The organism is Shewanella colwelliana (assembly GCF_001735525.1).
In the GTDB taxonomy this organism is placed as follows: Bacteria; Pseudomonadota; Gammaproteobacteria; order Enterobacterales; family Shewanellaceae; genus Shewanella; species Shewanella colwelliana.
In genome coordinates this window covers 1-20,892 of the sequence record NZ_MCBT01000004.1, presented here as the reverse complement: position 1 = coordinate 20,892, position 20,892 = coordinate 1, and the positions used below count along the sequence as shown (strand labels likewise).

At 46.1% G+C, this 20,892-nt stretch carries 23 protein-coding genes and 1 riboswitch; of the genes, 5 read left to right on the top strand and 18 right to left on the bottom strand.

Annotation, left to right across the window (positions count from 1 at the left end):
* Positions 1-29: 29 nt before the first annotated feature.
* The 8 genes from BEL05_RS01920 to moaA all read right to left on the bottom strand — a co-directional run bounded on the left by BEL05_RS01920 (position 30) and on the right by moaA (position 5,471).
* The gene (locus BEL05_RS01920; protein WP_028763382.1) at positions 30-1,136 is read right to left on the bottom strand and encodes an ABC transporter ATP-binding protein; all 1,107 of its coding nucleotides are present in this window, start codon (positions 1,134-1,136) and stop codon (positions 30-32) included.
* Positions 1,117-1,797, bottom strand: coding sequence for a molybdate ABC transporter permease subunit (gene modB, locus BEL05_RS01915; protein ID WP_069670107.1), 681 nt, complete (start codon positions 1,795-1,797; stop codon positions 1,117-1,119). Before modB ends, BEL05_RS01920 begins: the two co-directional genes overlap by 20 nt.
* A gap of 3 nt (positions 1,798-1,800) precedes the next feature.
* The gene (gene modA / locus BEL05_RS01910; protein ID WP_069670106.1) at positions 1,801-2,592 is read right to left on the bottom strand and encodes a molybdate ABC transporter substrate-binding protein; all 792 of its coding nucleotides are present in this window, start codon (positions 2,590-2,592) and stop codon (positions 1,801-1,803) included.
* A gap of 42 nt (positions 2,593-2,634) precedes the next feature.
* Entirely contained in the window at positions 2,635-3,099 is a 465-nt protein-coding gene (gene moaE / locus BEL05_RS01905) for a molybdopterin synthase catalytic subunit MoaE (protein WP_069670105.1), read from the bottom strand.
* Between the two features lies 1 nt (position 3,100).
* Complete coding sequence (moaD, locus tag BEL05_RS01900) at positions 3,101-3,352, bottom strand: molybdopterin synthase sulfur carrier subunit (RefSeq protein WP_028763385.1); 252 nt, start codon at positions 3,350-3,352, stop codon at positions 3,101-3,103.
* A gap of 27 nt (positions 3,353-3,379) precedes the next feature.
* Positions 3,380-3,856, bottom strand: a complete 477-nt coding sequence (gene moaC / locus BEL05_RS01895; protein ID WP_028763386.1) for a cyclic pyranopterin monophosphate synthase MoaC — start codon at positions 3,854-3,856, stop codon at positions 3,380-3,382.
* On the bottom strand, positions 3,849-4,379 hold the full coding sequence (moaB, locus tag BEL05_RS01890) for a molybdenum cofactor biosynthesis protein B (RefSeq protein ID WP_028763387.1): 531 nt from the start codon (positions 4,377-4,379) through the stop codon (positions 3,849-3,851). Before moaB ends, moaC begins: the two co-directional genes overlap by 8 nt.
* Positions 4,380-4,490: 111 nt before the next feature.
* Complete coding sequence (moaA, locus tag BEL05_RS01885; RefSeq protein WP_069670104.1) at positions 4,491-5,471, bottom strand: GTP 3',8-cyclase MoaA; 981 nt, start codon at positions 5,469-5,471, stop codon at positions 4,491-4,493.
* Positions 5,459-5,593: riboswitch (molybdenum cofactor riboswitch) on the bottom strand. (Overlaps the previous gene by 13 nt.)
* Positions 5,594-5,820: 227 nt before the next feature.
* On the opposite strand from moaA, the gene BEL05_RS01880 reads away from it, so the two are divergent.
* Positions 5,821-7,470, top strand: coding sequence for an electron transfer flavoprotein-ubiquinone oxidoreductase (locus tag BEL05_RS01880; RefSeq protein WP_028763388.1), 1,650 nt, complete (start codon positions 5,821-5,823; stop codon positions 7,468-7,470).
* A gap of 308 nt (positions 7,471-7,778) precedes the next feature.
* Positions 7,779-9,695: a methyl-accepting chemotaxis protein gene (locus BEL05_RS01875; RefSeq protein ID WP_028763389.1), complete on the top strand. Its 1,917-nt coding sequence runs from the start codon at positions 7,779-7,781 to the stop codon at positions 9,693-9,695.
* 83 nt (positions 9,696-9,778) lie between these two features.
* On the opposite strand, the gene BEL05_RS01870 is transcribed toward BEL05_RS01875, so the two are convergent.
* From BEL05_RS01870 to BEL05_RS01845, 6 genes are all read right to left on the bottom strand, one after another.
* Positions 9,779-10,099 carry a DUF4870 domain-containing protein gene (locus BEL05_RS01870; RefSeq protein ID WP_069670121.1) on the bottom strand — a complete coding sequence of 107 codons (321 nt, stop codon included), beginning with the start codon at positions 10,097-10,099 and terminating at the stop codon, positions 9,779-9,781.
* A gap of 88 nt (positions 10,100-10,187) precedes the next feature.
* On the bottom strand, positions 10,188-10,883 hold the full coding sequence (locus tag BEL05_RS01865) for an MOSC domain-containing protein (protein ID WP_069670103.1): 696 nt from the start codon (positions 10,881-10,883) through the stop codon (positions 10,188-10,190).
* A 13-nt stretch (positions 10,884-10,896) separates the two neighbouring features.
* Complete coding sequence (locus BEL05_RS01860) at positions 10,897-11,406, bottom strand: GNAT family N-acetyltransferase (protein WP_051413038.1); 510 nt, start codon at positions 11,404-11,406, stop codon at positions 10,897-10,899.
* Complete coding sequence (locus BEL05_RS01855; protein ID WP_028763392.1) at positions 11,406-12,863, bottom strand: sensor domain-containing diguanylate cyclase; 1,458 nt, start codon at positions 12,861-12,863, stop codon at positions 11,406-11,408. The genes BEL05_RS01860 and BEL05_RS01855 overlap by 1 nt, the downstream gene beginning before the upstream one ends.
* Positions 12,864-13,099: 236 nt before the next feature.
* Positions 13,100-13,951, bottom strand: coding sequence for a PfkB family carbohydrate kinase (locus tag BEL05_RS01850; protein ID WP_069670102.1), 852 nt, complete (start codon positions 13,949-13,951; stop codon positions 13,100-13,102).
* A gap of 72 nt (positions 13,952-14,023) precedes the next feature.
* On the bottom strand, positions 14,024-14,308 hold the full coding sequence (locus BEL05_RS01845) for a putative quinol monooxygenase (RefSeq protein ID WP_028763394.1): 285 nt from the start codon (positions 14,306-14,308) through the stop codon (positions 14,024-14,026).
* A gap of 351 nt (positions 14,309-14,659) precedes the next feature.
* Here BEL05_RS01845 and BEL05_RS01840 point away from each other — a divergent pair, with 351 nt between their 5' ends.
* Entirely contained in the window at positions 14,660-14,866 is a 207-nt protein-coding gene (locus tag BEL05_RS01840) for a hypothetical protein (RefSeq protein ID WP_069670101.1), read from the top strand.
* Between the two features lie 78 nt (positions 14,867-14,944).
* Here BEL05_RS01840 and BEL05_RS01835 read toward each other — a convergent pair whose 3' ends face one another.
* Positions 14,945-16,282, bottom strand: coding sequence for a coproporphyrinogen III oxidase family protein (locus BEL05_RS01835; RefSeq protein ID WP_069670100.1), 1,338 nt, complete (start codon positions 16,280-16,282; stop codon positions 14,945-14,947).
* A 370-nt stretch (positions 16,283-16,652) separates the two neighbouring features.
* Complete coding sequence (locus tag BEL05_RS01830; protein ID WP_069670099.1) at positions 16,653-17,522, bottom strand: AraC family transcriptional regulator; 870 nt, start codon at positions 17,520-17,522, stop codon at positions 16,653-16,655.
* Between the two features lie 195 nt (positions 17,523-17,717).
* On the opposite strand from BEL05_RS01830, the gene BEL05_RS01825 reads away from it, so the two are divergent.
* Complete coding sequence (locus tag BEL05_RS01825; protein ID WP_028763397.1) at positions 17,718-18,881, top strand: iron-containing alcohol dehydrogenase; 1,164 nt, start codon at positions 17,718-17,720, stop codon at positions 18,879-18,881.
* Between the two features lie 294 nt (positions 18,882-19,175).
* On the opposite strand, the gene BEL05_RS21240 is transcribed toward BEL05_RS01825, so the two are convergent.
* Together BEL05_RS21240 and BEL05_RS21235 are read right to left on the bottom strand one after the other, a co-directional pair.
* The gene (locus BEL05_RS21240) at positions 19,176-19,298 is read right to left on the bottom strand and encodes a lyase family protein (protein WP_281179886.1); all 123 of its coding nucleotides are present in this window, start codon (positions 19,296-19,298) and stop codon (positions 19,176-19,178) included.
* Positions 19,299-19,369: 71 nt separating this feature from the next.
* Positions 19,370-19,660 (bottom strand): hypothetical protein, encoded by a 291-nt coding sequence (locus BEL05_RS21235; protein WP_281179885.1) that lies wholly within the window; start codon positions 19,658-19,660, stop codon positions 19,370-19,372.
* Between the two features lie 46 nt (positions 19,661-19,706).
* Here BEL05_RS21235 and BEL05_RS01810 point away from each other — a divergent pair.
* Positions 19,707-20,884 (top strand): IS3 family transposase gene (locus BEL05_RS01810; RefSeq protein WP_139151798.1). Its coding sequence is split into 2 segments (ribosomal slippage): positions 19,707-19,974 and positions 19,974-20,884, totalling 1,179 coding nucleotides; the frame shifts between segments, so codons are not numbered across the junction.
* Positions 20,885-20,892 lie beyond the last annotated feature (8 nt).

Here is a 20,892-nt window from a genome sequence, read left to right as displayed (position 1 = left end):
ATATTCAGTTCAGCCTAAGAACAGCTTTGCTAACGCTCTAGGATATGGATCAGCTCAGACTTTAAAGCCACCTCGGTTTCCATGCCAGGTGCCAAACCTAATTTTTGTGCCAAGTGCAGCGGCACCTCCGCATTCAGGTGGTGTTTAACCCCTTTAATACTGGCCACGATTCGCATCGTTTCTCCCATCGCCAATGTCGATGCGATCGTAATGTTCAACTTGTTGAAACTACGACACAGCCTCCCCTTGGTAATAGAATTAAAACGGATCCCTTGATTGGGTATCACCCAGCGGACCTTAGTGCCAACATCAAGACTGTCGAAGTATGTGCTCGCAATCAGATGTTCACCAAATTTAAGCCAAGTGATTTGACGATCTTCTTCTTGCGCCACGACATGAGCATCAAACATATTACGCAGGCCCATCTGCTTAGCAACGGCTTCATTACGAGGCCGGGTCAGTACCTCTCGCGGCGTCCCCTGCTGCAGCAGTTTACCTTGGCTAATTAGGATCATGCGGTCGGCAAGTAGCAGCGCCTCATTGAGATCGTGAGTCACCATAATCACCGGAATGGATAACTGCTCTTTCAATCGAGCGAGCTCAAGATAGAGACGCTCCCGCGTTTCTCTATCGACAGCCGAAAACGGTTCATCCAGTAACAAAATAGAGGGCTCTCTTGCCAACGCCCGTGCTAATGCAACACGCTGACGTTGACCACCAGACAAGTTTGCAGGAAGCCTATCTGGCAAACCATGAAGATTGACCCTTTCGAGCCAATCCTTCGCCCGAGATTGCCGTTGCGATTTAGGAATATGGTCCAATGCCGCCACGACATTTTCCAGTGCCGTCATATTGGGGAAAAGCCCAAAATGCTGCGGAACATAGCCTAAATGACGCTGCTGCGGGCTTAAATATTGATGAGTTTCACTATTAAACCACTGACAATCGCCATGACGGATCTCACCACGTTCAGGTTTAGTCAGGCCTGCGATCATCCGCAGCAAGGTCGATTTGCCACCACCCGATGGCCCCACTACCGCCAACACCTCACCTGCCGAGCAGCAAAACTCGGCATCGATGGGGATGTCGCGCTGTTGGTCAATTTTACAATAGAGATCAGCGACGTCTTGAGACATTCATGCCTCCTAATCGACGAGACAAGCTGGTCGTGAGTGCCAATGCGGTAATAGCAAAGAGCAGCAACACCAAAGACATCTGCCCAGCACTAGCAAAATCAAAGGCCTGCACACTATCATATATAGAAATAGCGATGGTTTTAGTTTCTCCGGCAATATTGCCGCCCATCATCAATACAACGCCAAACTCCCCCAATACATGTGAAAAACACAGCACTAACGCAGTCAATACGCCGGGCCATACCATGGGCAGTTCAATCCGAAATAGTACCTTAAGCGGACTCATGCCGCAGCAGGCTCCCGCATCACGCACCTCCTCGGGAACGGCTTCAAACGCGCGTTGAATAGGTTGTATGGCGAAGGGGATATTGACCAGAATTGACGCAACCACTAGGCCTGAAAAATGAAACACTAACTGTTGGCCGAGCAGGTTTTCGAGCAACTGCCCCAACCAAGACTGACTGCCAAGCCCCACCAGCAAGTAGTAACCAATCACAGTGGGTGGCAACACCAAGGGCACCATAATAAGCGCCTCAACCCATGATTTACCACGAAATTGCCGATAGGCAAGAAACCGTCCCACAACGATGGCAAAAGGGATCAAAATGACTACAGTGACACAGCTCAGTTTTACCGATAAGCCTAATGCCTGCCAATCCATCGACTACTCTCCTGCAGCTAGGTGAGGTGGCAAACCAAAACCAAATTCGGTAAATATCTGCCGCGCTTTTTCTTGCTGTAAATAGTCATAAAAACACACAGCGGTATCGCCCGCTTTATCGGTGAGGACCATGCGTTGATTGATGGGAGTGTGTAGTTCACTCGGTAAGGCTACATAGTGAGCAATCGCCTTAAATTGCGGTGCCATTGCCAAAGACAGTGCCACAATGCCGCCTTGGGTAGAGCCACTTAACGCAAATTGAGCAGCTTGAGAGACGTTTTCACCATAGATTAGTTGTGGTTCGATCTGAGTCCATAGCCCAAGCTTTTGTAATAACTCTTTGGCTCGCTCTCCATAGGGAGCATGATCAGGATTAGCAATTGCAAACCGCTTTAAGTTGCCCTGCACCATTAATGCATTTAACCCTACAAGGTTTTCATCTAACGCTAGCGGCGACGTTTTCGGGGCGGCTAATGCCAAACGCCCAATGGCGTATAAGGTACCATCACTGGTGGTAACCCCCAACTTATGCAGCTGATAAATATATTTTTCGTCAGCAGAGAGAAATAATTCAAACGGTGCGCCATGACGTATTTGCGCCACAAAATTACCCGATGACCCATAAGAGATCCGCACTTTAAGGCCGGTATCTTGGGTAAATTGCTGCGCGACTTTATCCAATGCAAACTTAATGTTCGACGCCGCCGCAATAGAGGGGGCTTCGCTAGCCCATGACGACACGCATAAGCCCAAAAAGATGGCACACCCTAGTACAACAGCTCTTATCCCATGCATGACGAGTCCCTTTTGAAATATTTCATCACGCCACCTAAAGCGTTATTTTTCCCACATTTTAGCAGCTTGTTCATCGGCGTCTTTGGCCTCGACCCAATTGCTGCCTTTATCACCGGCTTCCAACTTCCAAAATGGTGCTTTGGTCTTTAAAAAATCGATCAAAAATTCGCAGGCAGCAAAGGCAGCCTTACGATGAGCACTCGTAACCCCGATAAACACAATCTGCTCACCCAACGCCATGATGCCAACACGGTGAATAATCGTGACCTTATTAAGCGGCCAACGCTCACGCGCTTCGACCACAATTTGATGCAACACAGCTTCGGTCATACCCGGATAATGCTCAAGTGTCAGGTCGGTCACCGCACTACCATCATTAAAGTCGCGTACCTTACCGATAAAGTTCACCACTGCGCCGTCACTGTTATCATCGGCAATTCGCGCATACTCATCTGGCACGCTGAAATCTTGAGTTTGTACCACTATATGATCTAAAGACGCACTCATATTAGCCTCCGGTCACTGGCGGAAAGAACGCCACTTCGTCACCATCTTCAACAGGTGTGTCCCAACTGCTAATGGTTTGATTGACAGCAACTAGCAACTTGTCAGCCGCCAGTACCTTACCCCACTTCTCATCTTTAGCAGCTATCTGCGCTCGCAGCCCCTCGGCTGTGCTGGTCGCTTCACTGGCTTCAATCGCTATAGTGCTCTCGCCGAGAAGCTCTCGAACCTGAGCAAAAAAGAGTACGTTTATCATCTATTTCTACCTTTAAACTTGTGCTATTTACGCCTTAAAATGACCCGATTTTCCGCCACGCTTTTCTAGTAAACGAGTCTGGGAGATCACCATGTCTTTCTGTACCGCTTTACACATATCGTAAATGGTCAGTGCGGCCACCGATGCAGCAGTTAACGCTTCCATCTCTACGCCTGTTTTGCCAGAGAGCTTACATAAACTGGTAATACGCACGCGACTATGTTCAGGCTGGGCTTCTAGGTCAACTTCAACCTTAGTCAGCATCAATGGGTGACATAAAGGGATGAGATCTGAGGTCTTCTTGGCGGCTTGAATACCTGCTATACGTGCCGTGGCAAATACATCGCCTTTATGATGGCTACCGCTCATGATCATCTCAAGTGTCGCTGGTGCCATCTCAATATAAGCTTCGGCACGGGCCTCACGCTCGGTAACCGCTTTTTCGGTGACATCAACCATATGGGCATTGCCATCGGCATTAATGTGGGTGAATTCATTACTCATCAATTGATACCTTCTTCACATGCATCACAAAGTTACAAGGTCTGTGGGTTGCATCGAGTTGTTCTTTAATAATGTTGTTCCAACCGGTGCGACATGCCCCCGTTGAACCAGGTAAGCAAAATATTGCCGTCTTGTTGGCAAAGCCTCCCAGTGCACGGGACTGCACTGTCGACGTGCCGAGCTCGGTATAGGTGATATGGCGAAACAGTTCGCCAAATCCTTCGATTTCTCGATCAAAAAGTGGTTTAACCGACTCTGGTGTATTGTCCCGCTCAGTGAAACCTGTGCCGCCAGTAGTGATAATGACCTGCACCTCTTTAGAGGCGATCCATTGAGATACGACTGAGCGAATTAAATACTTATCATCTTTAATTAATTGTCGCGCTACAAGTTGGTGACCTGCCTCAATCAAGGCATCTTCTAAAAACTGCCCTGAGGTATCTTGGCTAAAATCTCGAGTATCTGAAAGCGTGAGTACGGCAATATTTAGGGGTTCAAATTTCGAGTTGGTACAGTGACCCATAATATCTCTCTTGATGATTTTCAAACTGATGGATGAATGCGCACCTAAATTGATGCCGTGAGTATACCTATGACCTAAGCGATGGTGTTTGCCCTAGGTCATAAAGCTAAGTTAACCGCCAATGGAGGCCAAATGTTGTGTCACACCGGTCACCCCATCATGAAGATAATGGGTTTCCTTCTTGGCTTGGAGTTGACCATGCAGACGCTCAATTAGCTCAGTACGCTGTGAATGACTTTGTAGCAGATCGCGCAAGTCGACACCGTGCTCAGTGAACAGACATAGATGCAATTTACCTTTAGCCGATACTCTCAGGCGATTACAGTTAGCACAGAAGTTTTTTTCATAAGGCATGATTAACCCAATGCGACCTTGAAAATCACCGTGGCTAAAGTTCTGCGCTGGACCATCGTCAACGGCAGACTGATCGAGTTGCCAACCGTCTTGGATTAACTGAGACTTAATGTCGGCCCCCGCTAGGTGATGCGCCTTAAAATAGTCACGGCCTAATCCGGTTTCCATCAACTCAATAAAACGCAGATCGATAGGCGTCTGTTTAATCCAGTGAAGAAAGCGGGGCAAATCTTTATCGTTGAGGCCTTTTAGCAATACCGCATTGATCTTCACGCGCTCAAAGCCAGCCTCTAGCGCGGCATCAACCCCACGCATCACATCGTCAAACTTGTTTTCACCTGTGATCTGATAGAACATCCGCGGATCAAGGCTATCTACCGACACATTTATGCGCCTAAGCCCTGCGTCATACCACTCTTGAGCATGCTTAGCTAAGCGATATCCGTTAGTGGTAGTCGCGATAGTGGAAATTTTATCATTGTCAGCCACGATACGAATAATATCGCTAAAGTCTTTGCGCAGCGTAGGTTCACCACCTGTGATACGGATTTTTTGCGTACCCACTTCGGCAAAAGCACCCACTAGATTTTCGATCTCATTAAGATCTAAAAATTTGGGTTTACCATCGGGACGATAGCCGTCGGGGAGGCAGTATGTACATTTGAAGTTACAGACGTCAGTGACTGACATCCGCAGATAGTGAAATCTTCGACCAAAATTGTCTTGTAATTGAGACATGATCACCTTTCCAAGTAAGGGGAGGTGAGTCAATTTCTTTTCTCACCCCGGTGGCACTATTGCCACGGCTAGCTACCCATATCTGTTGACGTAGGATAGAAAGCTCGGAGAACCGTCGTTTCACAATTATAGGCCTAAATTTGCATCAGTTAATACCCCTGTTCACCCTTTTCTTGCACAAGATCAGCTGAGCGTGAACATATTGTGACAGCGCTCACGCAGATAATTACTATCAATTAGTCTATCCTGACTGCTTAAACTCTGTGCCATCTCACAAAATTAAGGTAAGGTGGTGAAAAGAATAAAACACCCGTTTCAATCGGGGGATAAGACCAAAAGAGGTGAAGTGATGGAACGCGAATCGATGGAGTTTGACGTTGTTATCGTTGGGGCTGGTCCTGCAGGCCTAGCAACAGCATGTCGACTGATGCAGATATCTCAAGACAGTGGTCAAGAACTGTCAGTTTGTGTGGTAGAAAAAGGCTCCGAAGTTGGCGCTCACATTCTATCTGGTGCAGTATTTGAACCTAAAGTACTCGATGAGTTATTTAGCGATTGGAAAGACACCGGCGCACCACTGCACACAGCTGTTACCCATGATGAACTGCACATGCTTAATTCACCATCAGCAGCCCGTGCGATGCCTAACGCCCTTATCCCAAAGACGATGCACAATGACGGCAATTATATTATTAGTGTCGGCAACCTCGCCCGCTGGTTAGCCGAACGCGCCGAAGCCTTGGGCGTTGAAATTTTCCCGGGGTTTCCTGCCAGCGAACTGCTTTTTAACGATGACAACAGTGTTAAAGGTATTTTAATTGGTGACATGGGTGTGGGTGCCGATGGTCAACCCAAAGACAGTTATGAGCCAGGCATGGAACTCCACGCTAAGTACACGGTATTCAGTGAAGGGTGCCGCGGACATCTAGGCAAACAGCTTATCGAAAAATATCACCTTGATAATGGCAAGACACCACAACATTACGGTTTAGGCTTTAAAGAGATATGGAAAGTCCCTAGTGAGCAACACCAACAGGGCAAAGTGGTGCACACTGGTGGTTGGCCGCTAACTGAAGGTGCATCAGGCGGCGGTTTCCTTTATCACCTTGAAGATAATCAAGTCGCGGTCGGCCTGATTATCGACCTTAACTATCAAAATCCACACTTGAGTCCATTTGATGAGTTTCAGCGCTATAAAACTCATCCAGTGATCAGCCAATACCTTAAAGATGGCGAACGTCTCAGCTACGGCGCACGCGCCATCACCAAAGGTGGACTCAACTCGCTACCCAAAATGAGTTTCCCTGGCGGACTGATTATTGGTTGTGATGCGGGCACACTCAATTTTGCCAAAATCAAAGGCACTCACACCGCCATGAAGAGCGGCATATTAGCGGCCGAAACCATCTGCCATGCACTGCATGCAGGGGTTGAAGGTGGAAAAGACCTGGATTGCTATCAAGAAAAGTTTGAACAAAGCTGGCTACAAGAAGAGTTGCATACATCACGCAATTTTGGCCCAGCCATGCACAAATTTGGTGCCTATTTAGGTGGCGCATTCAATTATATCGACCAAAACTGGTTCGGCGGCAAATTCCCTATCACCCTGCGTGATGAGAAGCATGACTACGCCCAAATGGCTGAAGTCAGTGCCTACAGCAAAATTGATTACCCCAAACCAGATGGCAAACTCAGCTTTGACAAGCTCTCATCTGTCTATCTCTCCAACACCTTCCATGAAGAGGATCAGTTGTGTCATCTGCGCCTTAAAGATGAGCGGATCCCTATCGATGTTAATCTAGTCAAGTTTGATGAACCTGCACAGCGTTACTGCCCAGCTGGGGTTTACGAAATTGTCGAAGAAGCTGGTGAGAAGAAGTTTATGATTAACGGTCAAAACTGTATTCACTGCAAGACTTGTGATATCAAAGATCCCAGTCAGAACATTACCTGGGTCAGCCCAGAGGGTGGCGGTGGTCCTAACTACCCCAATATGTAACCAACTCAGTTATAAACAAAAACGCGCTGCTCTTTGGCGCGTTTTTTAATGGGTTGCCGCTTGCGCTTACGCCAATAAATCACCATAATTGTTCACTATACCTACAAGCGCTATCTAAAGCGCACCATTTGAATGACCTTCATCCTCATAACACGCAAGGCTGCAACCTGAGGTGGATGCGATAAATGGAAAATCCTACCCCATAATATTCAATGGTTTAGCGTGTTAAGCAAACAGCGACTAACCTTAAATCAATTAACCAAACATCTGAATGGATATTCGGAAATTGTGGATGCGAGTTATAAACGATGAAACTTAACATGTTAACAATTAAACAAAAAATATTGCTGACGGTCACTTTTGCGGTGCTACTGTCGACTGTACTCGTTGGCGTACTTAGCCAGCGCAGCGCTAAAGAGGTTGTCGAACAACGAATGTTGACCTCTGAACTGCCAAATACGTTGCAATCGGTGAGAAATAAGGTAGAGATGGATATCTCTGTCTTAATGAATGCTGCTGAGCAACTGGCCAATAGTAAGATGCTTAAACAGTGGTTAGTCGAAGGTCGCCCGGCCGATACAGAGGCCTTGGTTATTGAGCAACTTAATGACATTAAACGCCAGTACAACCTAGCTCAAGCCTCCTATGCAGATCGGGAAACTGCAGCGTACTACACCCAAGATGGTTTCCTGCGTCTCTTAACACCGGATCAAGATGGCTGGTTCTTCGGTTATCGAGATAGTGGCCAAGAACGTATGTTGAACGTCTTTACCGAAGCCAATGGCGAGGTAAAACTCTTTATTAACTATCAACAGCCTAATGACAGGGGCCTAGTCGGGTTAGCTAAATCCTTAGACGACATGGTGCGTTTACTCGGTTCATTTAAAATTGAAGACACTGGGTTTGTGTACCTTGTCGACGCCAAAGGCCAAGTTAAACTACATCAAAATACCAGTGAGATTGGTCGCAGTAGCCTGACATCTCTATACCAAGAGGCTAATACCAGTCAGTTACTCAACCGTAGCGACTTTAGCTTAATCAAAACTGATATCGATGGTGAATCAACCCTGGTTGCCAGTAGCTATATCCCGTCAATGGACTGGTACCTTATTGCCCAAGTGCCTGAGAGTGAAGTATTTGCCTTACTTGAAGAATCGGCCTATCAGATCTTAATCTGGACATTGCTTATTGCTGCAGCATTTATTGGTCTATCTATTTTTGTTGCCGGATCAGTCAGTCAGCCCATTGCTAAAGTAGCGGATATGCTACAAGACATCGGCCAAGGTGAAGGTGATTTGCGCCAACGTCTACCTGTTGAAGGTCAAGATGAGCTGGCCCAACTTGCTAAAGGCTTTAATAGTTTTATCGAGAAAATTCAGCACTCCATTATTGAAGTCACTGACACCAGTGTCCAATTGAGTGAAGCGGCCACTAATGTTGCCAATCAGGCACAACAGACACTCGACGACAGCCAACTACAGAAAGATCAAACCATGATGGTGGTAACTGCGATTAACGAAATGGGCGCCACCGTCCATGAAATCGCCGGTAACGCAGCCCAAGCCGCCGATAACGCCAAAGACGCCGACAATGAATCAAGTGCCGGCCAAGTGGTTGTTATGCGCGCCCGCGATACCATTAATGAGCTTTCTAAAGATGTAGAACAGGTGGGTAATGTCATCGAGTCACTCGCCACTCACACCACTTCTATTGGTAGTATCTTGGATGTTATTCGTGCGGTATCTGACCAAACTAACCTACTTGCACTTAATGCAGCCATTGAAGCGGCACGAGCGGGTGAAGCGGGTCGTGGTTTTGCGGTCGTTGCAGAAGAGGTGCGTAACTTAGCATCGCGCACCGCAGCATCAACCGATGAAGTACAGAAGATGATTGATAACCTACAAGCCGAGGCAGCTCGGGCCGTACAGGCAATGATCCAAAGCCGAACTCGCAGCCAAGAGGGCGTGGCAGCGGTTGATGAGGCAAGCCATTCACTGACCGAGATCAGTCAGCAAATTGGGGCGATCACCGACATGAATATTCAGGTCGCCGCTGCAACGGAAGAGCAATCAACCGTGGTTGAAGATATCAATCGTAACGTCACAGAGATCAGCGAGATCACACGACGTACCACAGAAACCTCTGAGGCAGTGGCGCAAGCGAGTCAATCGTTAAATCAGTTGGCAAGACGTCTGGATACCTTAGTGGCGGGATTTAAGGTCTAAGCCTTGATATCTAATGAAATATCTATACAAAAAGCCCGCGATTGCGGGCTTTTTGATAACGACATAGCGACTGGCTTAAGCCTTTACGACTTCAAAAACTTAATCGTTAAGGGATAAGAATAACTAATCCCCTCACTGGCTTTCATCGCAGCTATGATGGTCACGACAATGTCAAAAATCGCCAACAAACCTAGCAAAATAAAACCGATACCAACGAACATTAAGATCATACTAATAAACGCATATAGCATCACGCTTATTTTAAAGTTTAAACAGTTTCTGCCACACTGATCGACAAACACTATCTCTTCACGTTTCATCAACCACACAATCAATGGCCCTAAGATTGAGCCGAACGGAATTAAATACCCAGAAAAGCTGGCAAGGTGTACTGCAACGCCCATATTTTTGTCATCTTTGGATAATGCTTCATTTTCTATCACTAATCTTTCTCCTTGATCATTACTATTATGTTGTCCATACCAATCCGTTTTAGCGGCTATGCGGCCCAAAAAGCCTAATCTGCCAAGGCTCTATTTTTTCAGAATCGAGGCGACGACTTAAACTATTCACCCAAGACTGGGCTAACCCCTCGCAACTGGCTAAACGGTCATAGGCGTGCACATCAAACTCGGAAGAAAAATAGATACTCATCGCCTCTCTAACACTCATATCGCTGCAACGTTGTTGCAGCGATATACTTGCATCTTGAGCTATTTTACCAGGGGTTATCACTCGGTAAAACCAGCCGCAAAGGCCACTCGTCTGCATCGCCAGTGCAAAGTCCTGGTGACCGAATTGATGATTGAGCTTAAAACAGGGAGACCGCGGTTGAGTGACTTGCACGATTACCTCACCGATCGCAATTATGTCACCAATATTGACCTGAGTTTCATCGAGGCCAACACTGCTAATGTTTTCGCCCATGGCGGGGGCATCTTTAAAGCCTACCATCATATCCCAGCGTCGATACTGACCATAATGCTCACGAGGGAAATGATGCAGTACCCTGTCTAAGCCACCATGATGCTTAGGATCAGCCTGCGAATCGCCGACAACCGTTGATTCGGTCACCACTAATTGTTGTCGACGCTGTTTCCCTGCAATCATGCTGCTGACACCACCATATTCAGTAACAGCATCGCCTGCATACAATCCCGATATTCTTTTTACTAACAACTGTTTCATATCAAATTCTTTCTTAGATTGATTGGTGTAAGACGAACTTAAGCCACTCACTTGGCGCTTGCTGCTCGGCGCCGAGCAATTCAAATTTCAATTTTTTCAGCAACTGAATTGATGCTTCATTTTCACGCATTACGTTGCCATAAAAAGTAGAAATCTTGTAGTCTTTAATACCCACCTGCAATGCGGCCTGTGCTGCTTCCGCTGCAAAACCTTGGCGCCACACACTGCGCATTAACCGAAAGCCAAGATCGACTTCGCCAGACAAAGTATCTTTGCGCAGCCCACAAAAACCTAAATAGCGTCCCGTTGCGCGCTCAATAACGCTCCAACGGCCAAAACCGTGACGCTTGTACTCATCATAGTTTTCGATAAATCGTGCAGCAGCCTCGATAGAATCAAAAGACTCATCGCCCGTATAGCGTAGAACATGAGAGTCAACGTTGAGCCAATAAAAGCCTTCCGCGTCTTGCAGACTAAATTCCCTTAGAATAAGCCTTGGCGTTGTGTTGACCACCCCAACCATTAGGTCGATAGCACCACTTTATTACGCCCTTGTGCTTTGGCTTGATAAAGGGCGACATCGACACGATTAATCAGTGATTGTAAGGACTCATCCTGCTTATACTCACCAACACCTAGGCTAACTGTCACACCAAATTCATCACCATTTACGCGGATCATACGTTGCGCAATTTGAGTACGTATTTTTTCAGCCAGATTACTGGCGTGGGCCAAATCACTATTTGGTAGCAGCAGTAAAAACTCCTCCCCACCCCAACGACAGATCAGATCGCTGTCGCGTAACTCGGCGCGCGCAATATGACATACAGTTTGGATGACTAAATCACCAATACTATGACCATGGCGATCATTAACCTGTTTAAAATGATCGATATCAAGCAGTAGTACAGACACCCGCGAACTCTCTTGTGTGGCTAGCTTTAAGGTATTTTCAAAATGGCTTTCAAACACCTGTCGATTTGTCACACCAGTCAATTTATCGGTAGTGGCCATCAGTTCTAACTTGCGCTGATAGCGACCTAAAGTCATGTTGGCAATAATTAAAATAGCGACGGTGACAATAAAACTCAGCAATATGTTAGTCCAGAAGGTATTGAGTAGCTTCTGCTCATCGGGATCCTCCTCCTGCTCTACCATTAAGTACCATTTAAACTCGGGGACTAGGCGGCTGTTGAGATAAACGCTTTTACCGTCTCGCATATAGGAGATCGATGCACTGGGGCTGGTAAGAATTCGCGTTGCGAGCGGGGCTAACTCTTTAGATTTTTGTAATGAATTGCTGCCATGGTATTCATTGCCTCGCAGCGTAACTCTTCCCGTTCTGTCGACAAAGTAGACATGGCGGTTATAGCGAGCTTGATACATCTCTACCAGCTCTTTAACCTTTTCAACAGCCAGCCCAACGCCTGTGACACCAATAAAGTTGCCATCGAAATCAAATACCTTGTAGTTGATATAAACAACGGTACGGTTTTTATTGGCCGTGTCGGGATCGATATTAATCTCATATAACTCTTCTTTGGGTAGCGACCTGACCCTAAAGTACCAAGCGTCTTCACTGTCTATATCATTAATCTGCTTAAGTACTCCCGTTGAGTGATAGTAGTTACGGGATTTTTCTGACACAAAGAAACTGGTGACCGTATTATACTTTGTTTGTATTTCATTAAGGTAGCGGATCAACTGCTGAGGGTTTTGCTCTTCATTGAGGGTCCATTCTCGTACAAAAGTGTCTTGTGCCATCAAAGAGGAGATAAATATTGGCCGTAGCAGATCTTGTTGAATTTCGGAATAGATATTATCACTGGTGAGCGGGAGTGTGTTTTCAGAGATGTGCTCACTCAAGGAGTCGTGGGCAACCTTATAACTGATCGCACTGATCGCAATAAAAGCACTGAGCAGCAAGATAAACAGTACCCAAATGAACTTCCTTTTATCGCTCCAAACAGCATTCCCCATAAATACCCCTTAACAGCAACAGCTCCCGAAACAGTTAACCAAATGTTAACCGAATTCAAAGCAGAACTCACCGATTTTAATTCAGATAAAAAAAAGCCCCTAAACGGGGCGAGAGATCAGAAGAGCACTCAATGTTAGAAACTAAGCTACAACACACAACAAGGTCAGGGAACAGCCTGCGACCGATGCGAAGTACTTTAGCCTCAGATAATGACATTATGATGACAAATACATGGCTATAGGTGCTTTTGACCAGCCAAATAATGGTTTAATTGTGCGCCAGGAATTGAACTTTGGGTGGCCACCGCAAATGCGGCCCATCTCGCCCCCTCCTCCATTGCTTGGCAAATAGGTTGCTGCTGCATTAAACCATGCAATACCCCTGCGGCATAAGCATCACCAGCACCAGTGGTGTCAATCACATTGGCCGTTTGCGCGGCGACATGCTGCTCACCCTTGTTGTGATAAACCATCGCACCAGACTCACCATCGGTAACGATAAAATACTGCAAACTCTCACCCGCTATCGTTAAGGCATACTCCCACGGAGACAACTGGCTACGCCCCTGCATATCAGCCTTTGAGGCAATAAGAATATGGCAAGGTCGCTGACGGTTATCCTTAGCCAATTGCGCCATCACTAACGTCTGTTTCAGCGCCGTTTTAGCCCAGCTCACCGCCCCCTCGGCAGAAGAGTTTATGTAGAGCGCATCCCAATTGCTCCAATTAGGCGGAGCGGCTAGCTCAAACAGCGGGCGCTCAGGTCTAATAATGGTACGTTCGCCATCGGGTGTCATGACCAATAACATCTCACAGGTATTTTGCTCATAACGCTGCATTAGACGACAGTCTATCCCTTGCGTACTGGCCTCAGCCATTAACCAGTCGCCAATTTTGTCACGCCCAACTTGGCTCACTAGCGCCACGTTATGCCCAGCCCAAACCAAACCAATACCAGTATTCGCGCCACCGCCACCAAGGCGATAGCCACCATCTTGATAATGGTAGCGACCTCCGGTCTCCAATGGCCTATTAAGCTTTAATATACGATCACAGTTTAAATTGGCGATAAGTAGGATACTGGCCATAAGGGCTCCGAAAAATCATAATTAATATAAACTAAGTAACGACAGTAAACGTTCAGCTGACGTGACCCTGCATTAGCCATCACCGTAATAGTAAGTGCCCTTCGGCGGTGAAGCAAACAGCGACATCGCAGCCTGCATCTCATCAACAGGGAAACCATTAACCGACGCTCGATGATCCTCAATCGACTGCCAGCGCTCTATCACCGCAAACAGATCATTATTATCTTGTTGGCGTAATACCTCATAAGCAAGACAACCTTTAGAGGCGGTAATGTATGGGGCTAAAGAGAGCAAGAACTGATGCAAAGCCTGCCCCTCGCCCTCTGCTGCGCGAAATTCGCCTATGCGTATGACCATAAAAAATCCTTTCTTTTTAGCCTCAACGCGTATGAATCTGCGCCAGACGATTTACTTAAGAGTGGCTCAAAGCTACCCGAATAGACACGATTATCAAGTGCTACAACCGTGAATATTGGTCGCAAAGCGTTCCCTAAAACGCTCACTTAGATGTAAGCCTTTGCCCTAAGCGCTGTCAGCATCTCGCCTTTACAAAAATAGCCATCAACCACGAACGTCTTAACTGATTGTTTTTAAACAGTTTTATTGGTATAGAACTTTTGAATGAGAAAACGACTTTCACCAGCAATGACTTTTTGAATACGCAAATAGCGCTACCATTCGTCCATAAGCTAAATAAAGGATTATTGAATGGAATCGATAATATGCTTTGATGAAATCATGGATTTGACCGCAACTCCCGAACATAAGCTGCAGCGTTATCGCGCCTGCCTCCATGAATTTGAGCGTCTAAACTACGAAGACCCTTTTATCAGGCAGATCCGAACCGAGGTAGCTCGGCTAGAGCAGGAGTTATCGCTACGGCCAAAGCAACAACACTATTTTCTCAATACCTAGGCTTTGTAGCCCTCAAACACTTGCCAGTAAAAACAAAAAAGGCTGACCTAAGGCCAGCCTTTTTTGTTGCGTTTTCGGTCACATATCACAAGGCTTGAGCGGTTTACGCAGCTGCGCACGAACGTTATCCATACCCGAATAGAACTCTTTCATCATCAATAATCCCATCATTTTACCGTTATCGGTGACGATAAGATTATCGGGATCTGTAGGATCATTCTTAATCGCGCCAATCACCTTCATGGAGGCCATCTCTTTAAACAGTGCTGTATCTAAATTCACCCCAAAGGTCTCACGGAAGTATTTACGTGACAGACGACCCGAGAACATCCCCAGCAAGAATCGATACTGCATCACATCTTTCTTACTGTAATTTTTCTGTTGTTCAACTCCCATACGTCCAGCAGCAATATTTTCTTGATACTTACGTAAAGAGAAGTTGTTCACATACAGGGTGTCATCTAAAAAGCTAAATGAACCTGAGCCCACACCTAAGTATTCATCATAATCGATGACATACTCATCGAAACCTTCGTTATTCGCCTTACCAAAAGCCCATGCAGACAACTGATTATACTGGCCATTTAGGCTATTAAGGATCTGGCGGTATTGACGCGCCATATCCCCCTGAGGTGCGGCAAGTTTACCCTTAACACTCTTGCGAGTTTGATGAGTGATCATCAAGGGGTAAGTGGTAATTTGACGAGGATCTAACCGTGAAGCCATATCCAAATCATGCTGGATAACCTCATCAGTTTGACCACGAAAACCAAAGATAAGATCGACATTGATAATAGGGAACAGCTCTTTAGCCGCCATGATCTTGTCAAACGTCTGCTGACCAGAACCAAACTTCTCTAATCGGTCTGTCATGGCTAAGATGTCGTCATTAAAACTCTGTACGCCAATAGACATGCGATCCACTAGCCCTTCGAGCTGTTTAAAGCCTGGGCTATCTAAATGCTGTGGATCGGACTCGCAAGACACCTCTTTAATACTGGGAAACAAGGTTTTCGCATGCTCAATAGTACGCGCTAACTCATCTTCAAGTACCGTTGTCGTGCCACCACCGATATACATAGATTCAAAGTCATATCCAAGTGCTTTGACCATATCCATCTCTTTACGCAAAGAGATGAAATACGCACGTGCTTTATCTTCTTTGAACAAAAAACGATGGAAGGTACAGAAAGAGCAAAGGGTATGGCAGAAAGGCACATGAGCATAAAGCATGTACTTCTTACCCTCGACAGGGGCAGGCATCATAGAAGCTGACTGGGTATCGAGGCGTAAATTCTTATCCACATAGTACTGCATGACTCGCTCCATAGAGCTCAGCATCCAGTTGGGTACGGTAATATCGGCTTGATACGGCTTAATCAAGTTACCGGGTACCGATTGAATAATAGAAGACATACAAATTCCTAACTGAACCAGACCTTGAAGCGCAAAGCCATTGGATAAATAAAGACTTAAAAGAGATACACATCCTTTTGCGGAATACAAAAATACCACTTAAGACATAGATAAAACGTGAACTGGCTTTAAGTTACAACACCTAGCATGGGTTTGAGTGCATAATTGTTAAGCATGTCATGTTTTAGTAATTGTTGATTAATTGTAATATCTCCAACAGAGAGTGAGTTGACCGGGCCACATGCCAAAACTCAAAACACCCAAGTAGACCTGACAACCACCACATCACACAATAACATGCCACTTTGCTTGCCTAATTACAGAGTGCCAAGTGGTTCACAGCCAACAACCCCTCACCATAACCACCAGGTTATCGCCTAATGCACTCACCCGGACTTTGTTTAAAGTAGCGTTTAAATTCACGGCTAAATTGCGCGGGGCTTTCATAACCAACAGCCAAGGCAGCTTCTTTAGCCTTAGCCCCATGTTGTTGCAGCAGCTCTTTGGCCTTATTGAGACGGATTTTTTTCACATACTGAATAGGTGAAGAGGCTGTCACCTCTTTAAAGCCGCGATGAAAAGCCGATGTACTCATATTGACTAGGCTAGCAAGCTGTTCGACCTCAATAGAGTCTGCATAGTGCTGATGGATAAAGCTCAGTGCTTTATCAATGCGAGAAAGCCGGGTGTGGCTTAATGCTAATGCATATAAAGGTGCTGCATTGGGCAACATCAGTAATCGATACAGCAACTCATGTAAAAAACTGCCGCCCAGCGCCTGCGCCTCGAGGGGAGACTGCAAAGCTTGCAGCAGTCTGATCACACAACTCTCCATCTGCTGGTTATTCTGGGCAATAAAATAACCAGGCAAGTGTGACTCCCCCAGTTCAGTAGGCTGTTGATCATGGGCATCCATCACCCGAGTTAATTCATCCAGTAGCTTTAGGTCAATATCAATGACCAAGACTAAGACAGGTTCTTCTACCGATGCAAACGTCTCACACTCCACCGGAACAGGTACCGTCATTACTAGTGAATTTTGCGGGTCATAGTCGAACACTTCGTTGTCCAGATATACCCGCTTCTTACCCTGCCCGACAATCAGTACGCCTTGGTAATAACACATAGGTCCACGCGCACCATATTGCGAGCTACGAAAAATATGAACCCCTTGCAAGGCAGTTGGATTTATCCCTTCGTTTGGCGCAAGCGCCGACATTAGCTGAGCAATACTCTTCATCAAACACCTCGATCGACTTTGGAGGTAAATACTAGCACCAAGATAGGAAAATGCACACTTTAGGCCACTTTAATCCAAATTCAACAAGCATAGAGTAGGAATAGGCAAATTTGATCCAGCAATAGGTATTTCTATTTATTCAAACTGAACTAAGATTACCCTCAGATCCTATAGCTTTAAAGAAAGGTAACGCCCATGCTAAATTTTGACTATCGAAATCCAACTCACATTGTATTTGGCAAAGAGAGACTTGCGGAGCTAGACCAACTCATACCTGCCGATGCCAGAGTTTTAGTCACCTATGGCGGCGGCAGCGTTAAGCGTTTCGGTACGCTCGATAAGGTACTTAGCGCATTGGGCGGTCGCACAGTGTTTGAGTTTGGTGGTATCGAGGCCAATCCCAAATATGAGACCTTAATGCAAGCTACTGAACTTGCCCGAAAGGAGTCGATTGACTTCCTGTTAGCTGTTGGCGGTGGTTCGGTGATGGATGGCACCAAGTTTATTGCCCTAGCGACAAAGTTTGAAGGTGATACCAGCAGTCTGCTATTCCATGGATTCGCGCCAGTTCCTGTCGATGCGAAAGATGTGTTGCCGCTTGGAACTGTTGCAACCTTGCCAGCGACGGGTTCAGAAATGAACGCCTTTGGTGTTGTAAGCTATCAAGGTGGTAAGTTCCCAGTAAACCATCCCAGCATCTATCCTACCTTTTCGATGCTAGACCCAACACTCACCTTCAGCTTACCCAAGATCCAAGTGGCTAACGGTGTGGTCGATGCATTCGTTCATGTGCTTGAACAATATGCCACTTATCCTGTCGATGGACGAGTACAAGACAGAACAGCTGAAGGGATCATGCGAACACTGATCGAAATTGGCCCTATTACAGTAGCCGAACCAGAAAATTATCAAGCGCGAGCGAACTTGATGTGGAGTGCCACTTCAGCGCTTAACGGCATGATAGGCGCGGGTGTGCCATTCGACTGGACCACACACATGATAGGCCATGAACTCACTGCGCTGTTTCATATCGATCACGCACAAACCTTAGCGGCACTCTTGCCATCAGTATGGCGTGTACGCAAAACACAGAAGCATGCGAAATTATTGCAATATGCTGAACGCGTATGGGATATCACAGATGGCGATGAAGAGAGCCGCGTCGAGCAAGCGATTGCCAAAACCGAAGCCTTCTTCCAGCAAGTAGGACTCAAAACACGCCTGCGTGACTACGACATAGCCAAAGCGCAAATTGACGATATCATTAACGCTCTGGAAGCTCATGGTATGACGGCGCTATCGGAGTCTGGCGATCTAGGCCTAGATGTCAGCCGTGAGATTTTAGAAAAAGCTTGGTAAAGCAAGCAGCCTAGACAAAGCTAGCGAAGAGACTGACCTTAATCAGTCTCTTTTGCTTTTTCGGATACCGTTTTGCGCTTTTTGAGTATAATAAACAGTAAGTCGACAGCCACAATACCTAACACTACTATACTGAACCCATTAATGAGATCACGTTAAAAAGCCAACAAACTGGTAGCAAAGAGATTGGCCAACACCAATGCAGCCAGCGATATAACCAAGGTTATCGCAATAATGGCGCTAACTTTTATCATCCCAGCTCCTTCAACTCAACCTAGCCCATCTCTGCACAGATTAGTTGCGCAGCGCTTGAATCATCGCTATACATTGCTCAATTTGACTAGCCCAGCCATCCAGTACTTGGCTCATGCGAACAGGCATGGCATCCATTAAATGGGTACGCCCAATTTTAACCACATCGTCAACCTGTAGCGCCTTCGTCTGAATGGTTTCGACCAGAAAAACCAAGGAGGGAAACAGTCAATGCTCTAGGGCCAACAGCGCACTGATATGTATGCTGCTGGGGATAATATCGTTACTGCGGTTGGCTGTTCAAGTAGGGTTAACTCTGCATTGGCATTGGCTTCGGCCCACTTTGCCAGTAACAACGCTCGAATATAACTTATCGGCATTCTCTGGCCACTAATAGGGAAATTGTTTATCGCCCTTGCCGTTTGCGCGGCATAAAACACCTCGATAGGCACCTCAACTTTTCCCAAGCTATCTATCACCTTTTTAGCCGTCACCATGACCTGTAGTGGTACGGTGAATTTGGCCACCTAGTTAGAGGTGATATCATCACCTCATAAGTTAACAGGTGACACTATGAAAAAACGTACAAGAAGACTTTTTAGCGCAGAGTTCAAACTTGAATCAGCTCAATTAGTGCTAGATCAAAATTACTCAATTGTTGAAGCTGCTCAAGCCATGAGTGTAGGCAAATCAACCATGGATAAATGGGTTCGACAATTAAGAGAAGAGCGACAAGGTAAGCAACCTAAAGCATCACCTATATCACCAGAACAAATTGAAATTCGAGAGTTAAAAAAGCAACTCGCTCGCCTCCAAGAGCACAACGAAATATTAAAAAAGGCCACAGCTCTGTTGATGTCGGACTCACTGAACAATTCTTAATAATTGAGAAACTCAGGCAGAGCTACAGCATAAAAACATTATGCGAAGTGTTCAGTATTCATCGTAGTAGTTACAAATATTGGAAAAAGCGGCCAACAACCATTAATGCCGATAAAGTTAAACTTCGGAGCCTAGTTAGCGAAGTACACACTGCAAGTAATGGGTCGGCTGGTGCTAGAACCATTGCAGATATGGTTAGCCAGCAAGGTGTCTTGCTAAGCCGCTATCGTGCCACTAAGTTGATGAAAGAGCTTGGTATAGTTAGCTGTCAGGTTCCTAAGCACAAATACCGAAAAGGCACGCTAGAACATATTGAAACCCCTAATCACCTAGGTCGACAATTCGCAGTTACAGCTCCGAATGAAGTCTGGGTTGGTGATGTCACCTACGTGTGGGCTGGTAACCGCTGGATGTACTTAGCTGTTGTGATTGATCTATTCGCCCGTAAAGTGATTGGCTGGGCTATGTCATTATCACCTGATAGCCGTTTAACTGGCAAAGCGCTTACGATGGCCTATGAAGGTCGTGGTAAACCTAAAGATGTTATGTTCCATAGCGATCAAGGGACTCACTATACAAGCAGAAAATATCGACAACTTTTATGGCGATACCAGCTCAAACAAAGTTTATCTCGACGTGGGAATTGTTGGGATAATAGTCCAATGGAACGCTTTTTTAGGAGCCTTAAGACAGAATGGATACCAACAACAGGGTATCGTAATTTTACAGAAGCTCAGAACGAAATTACACGATACATAATTGGATATTACTGCCAGCTTCGTCCACATCAATATAACGGCGGACTGACGCCCAATGAATCGGAACGATTGTTCTGGTTAAACTCTAAGATCGTGGCCAATATTAGTTGACCACTACA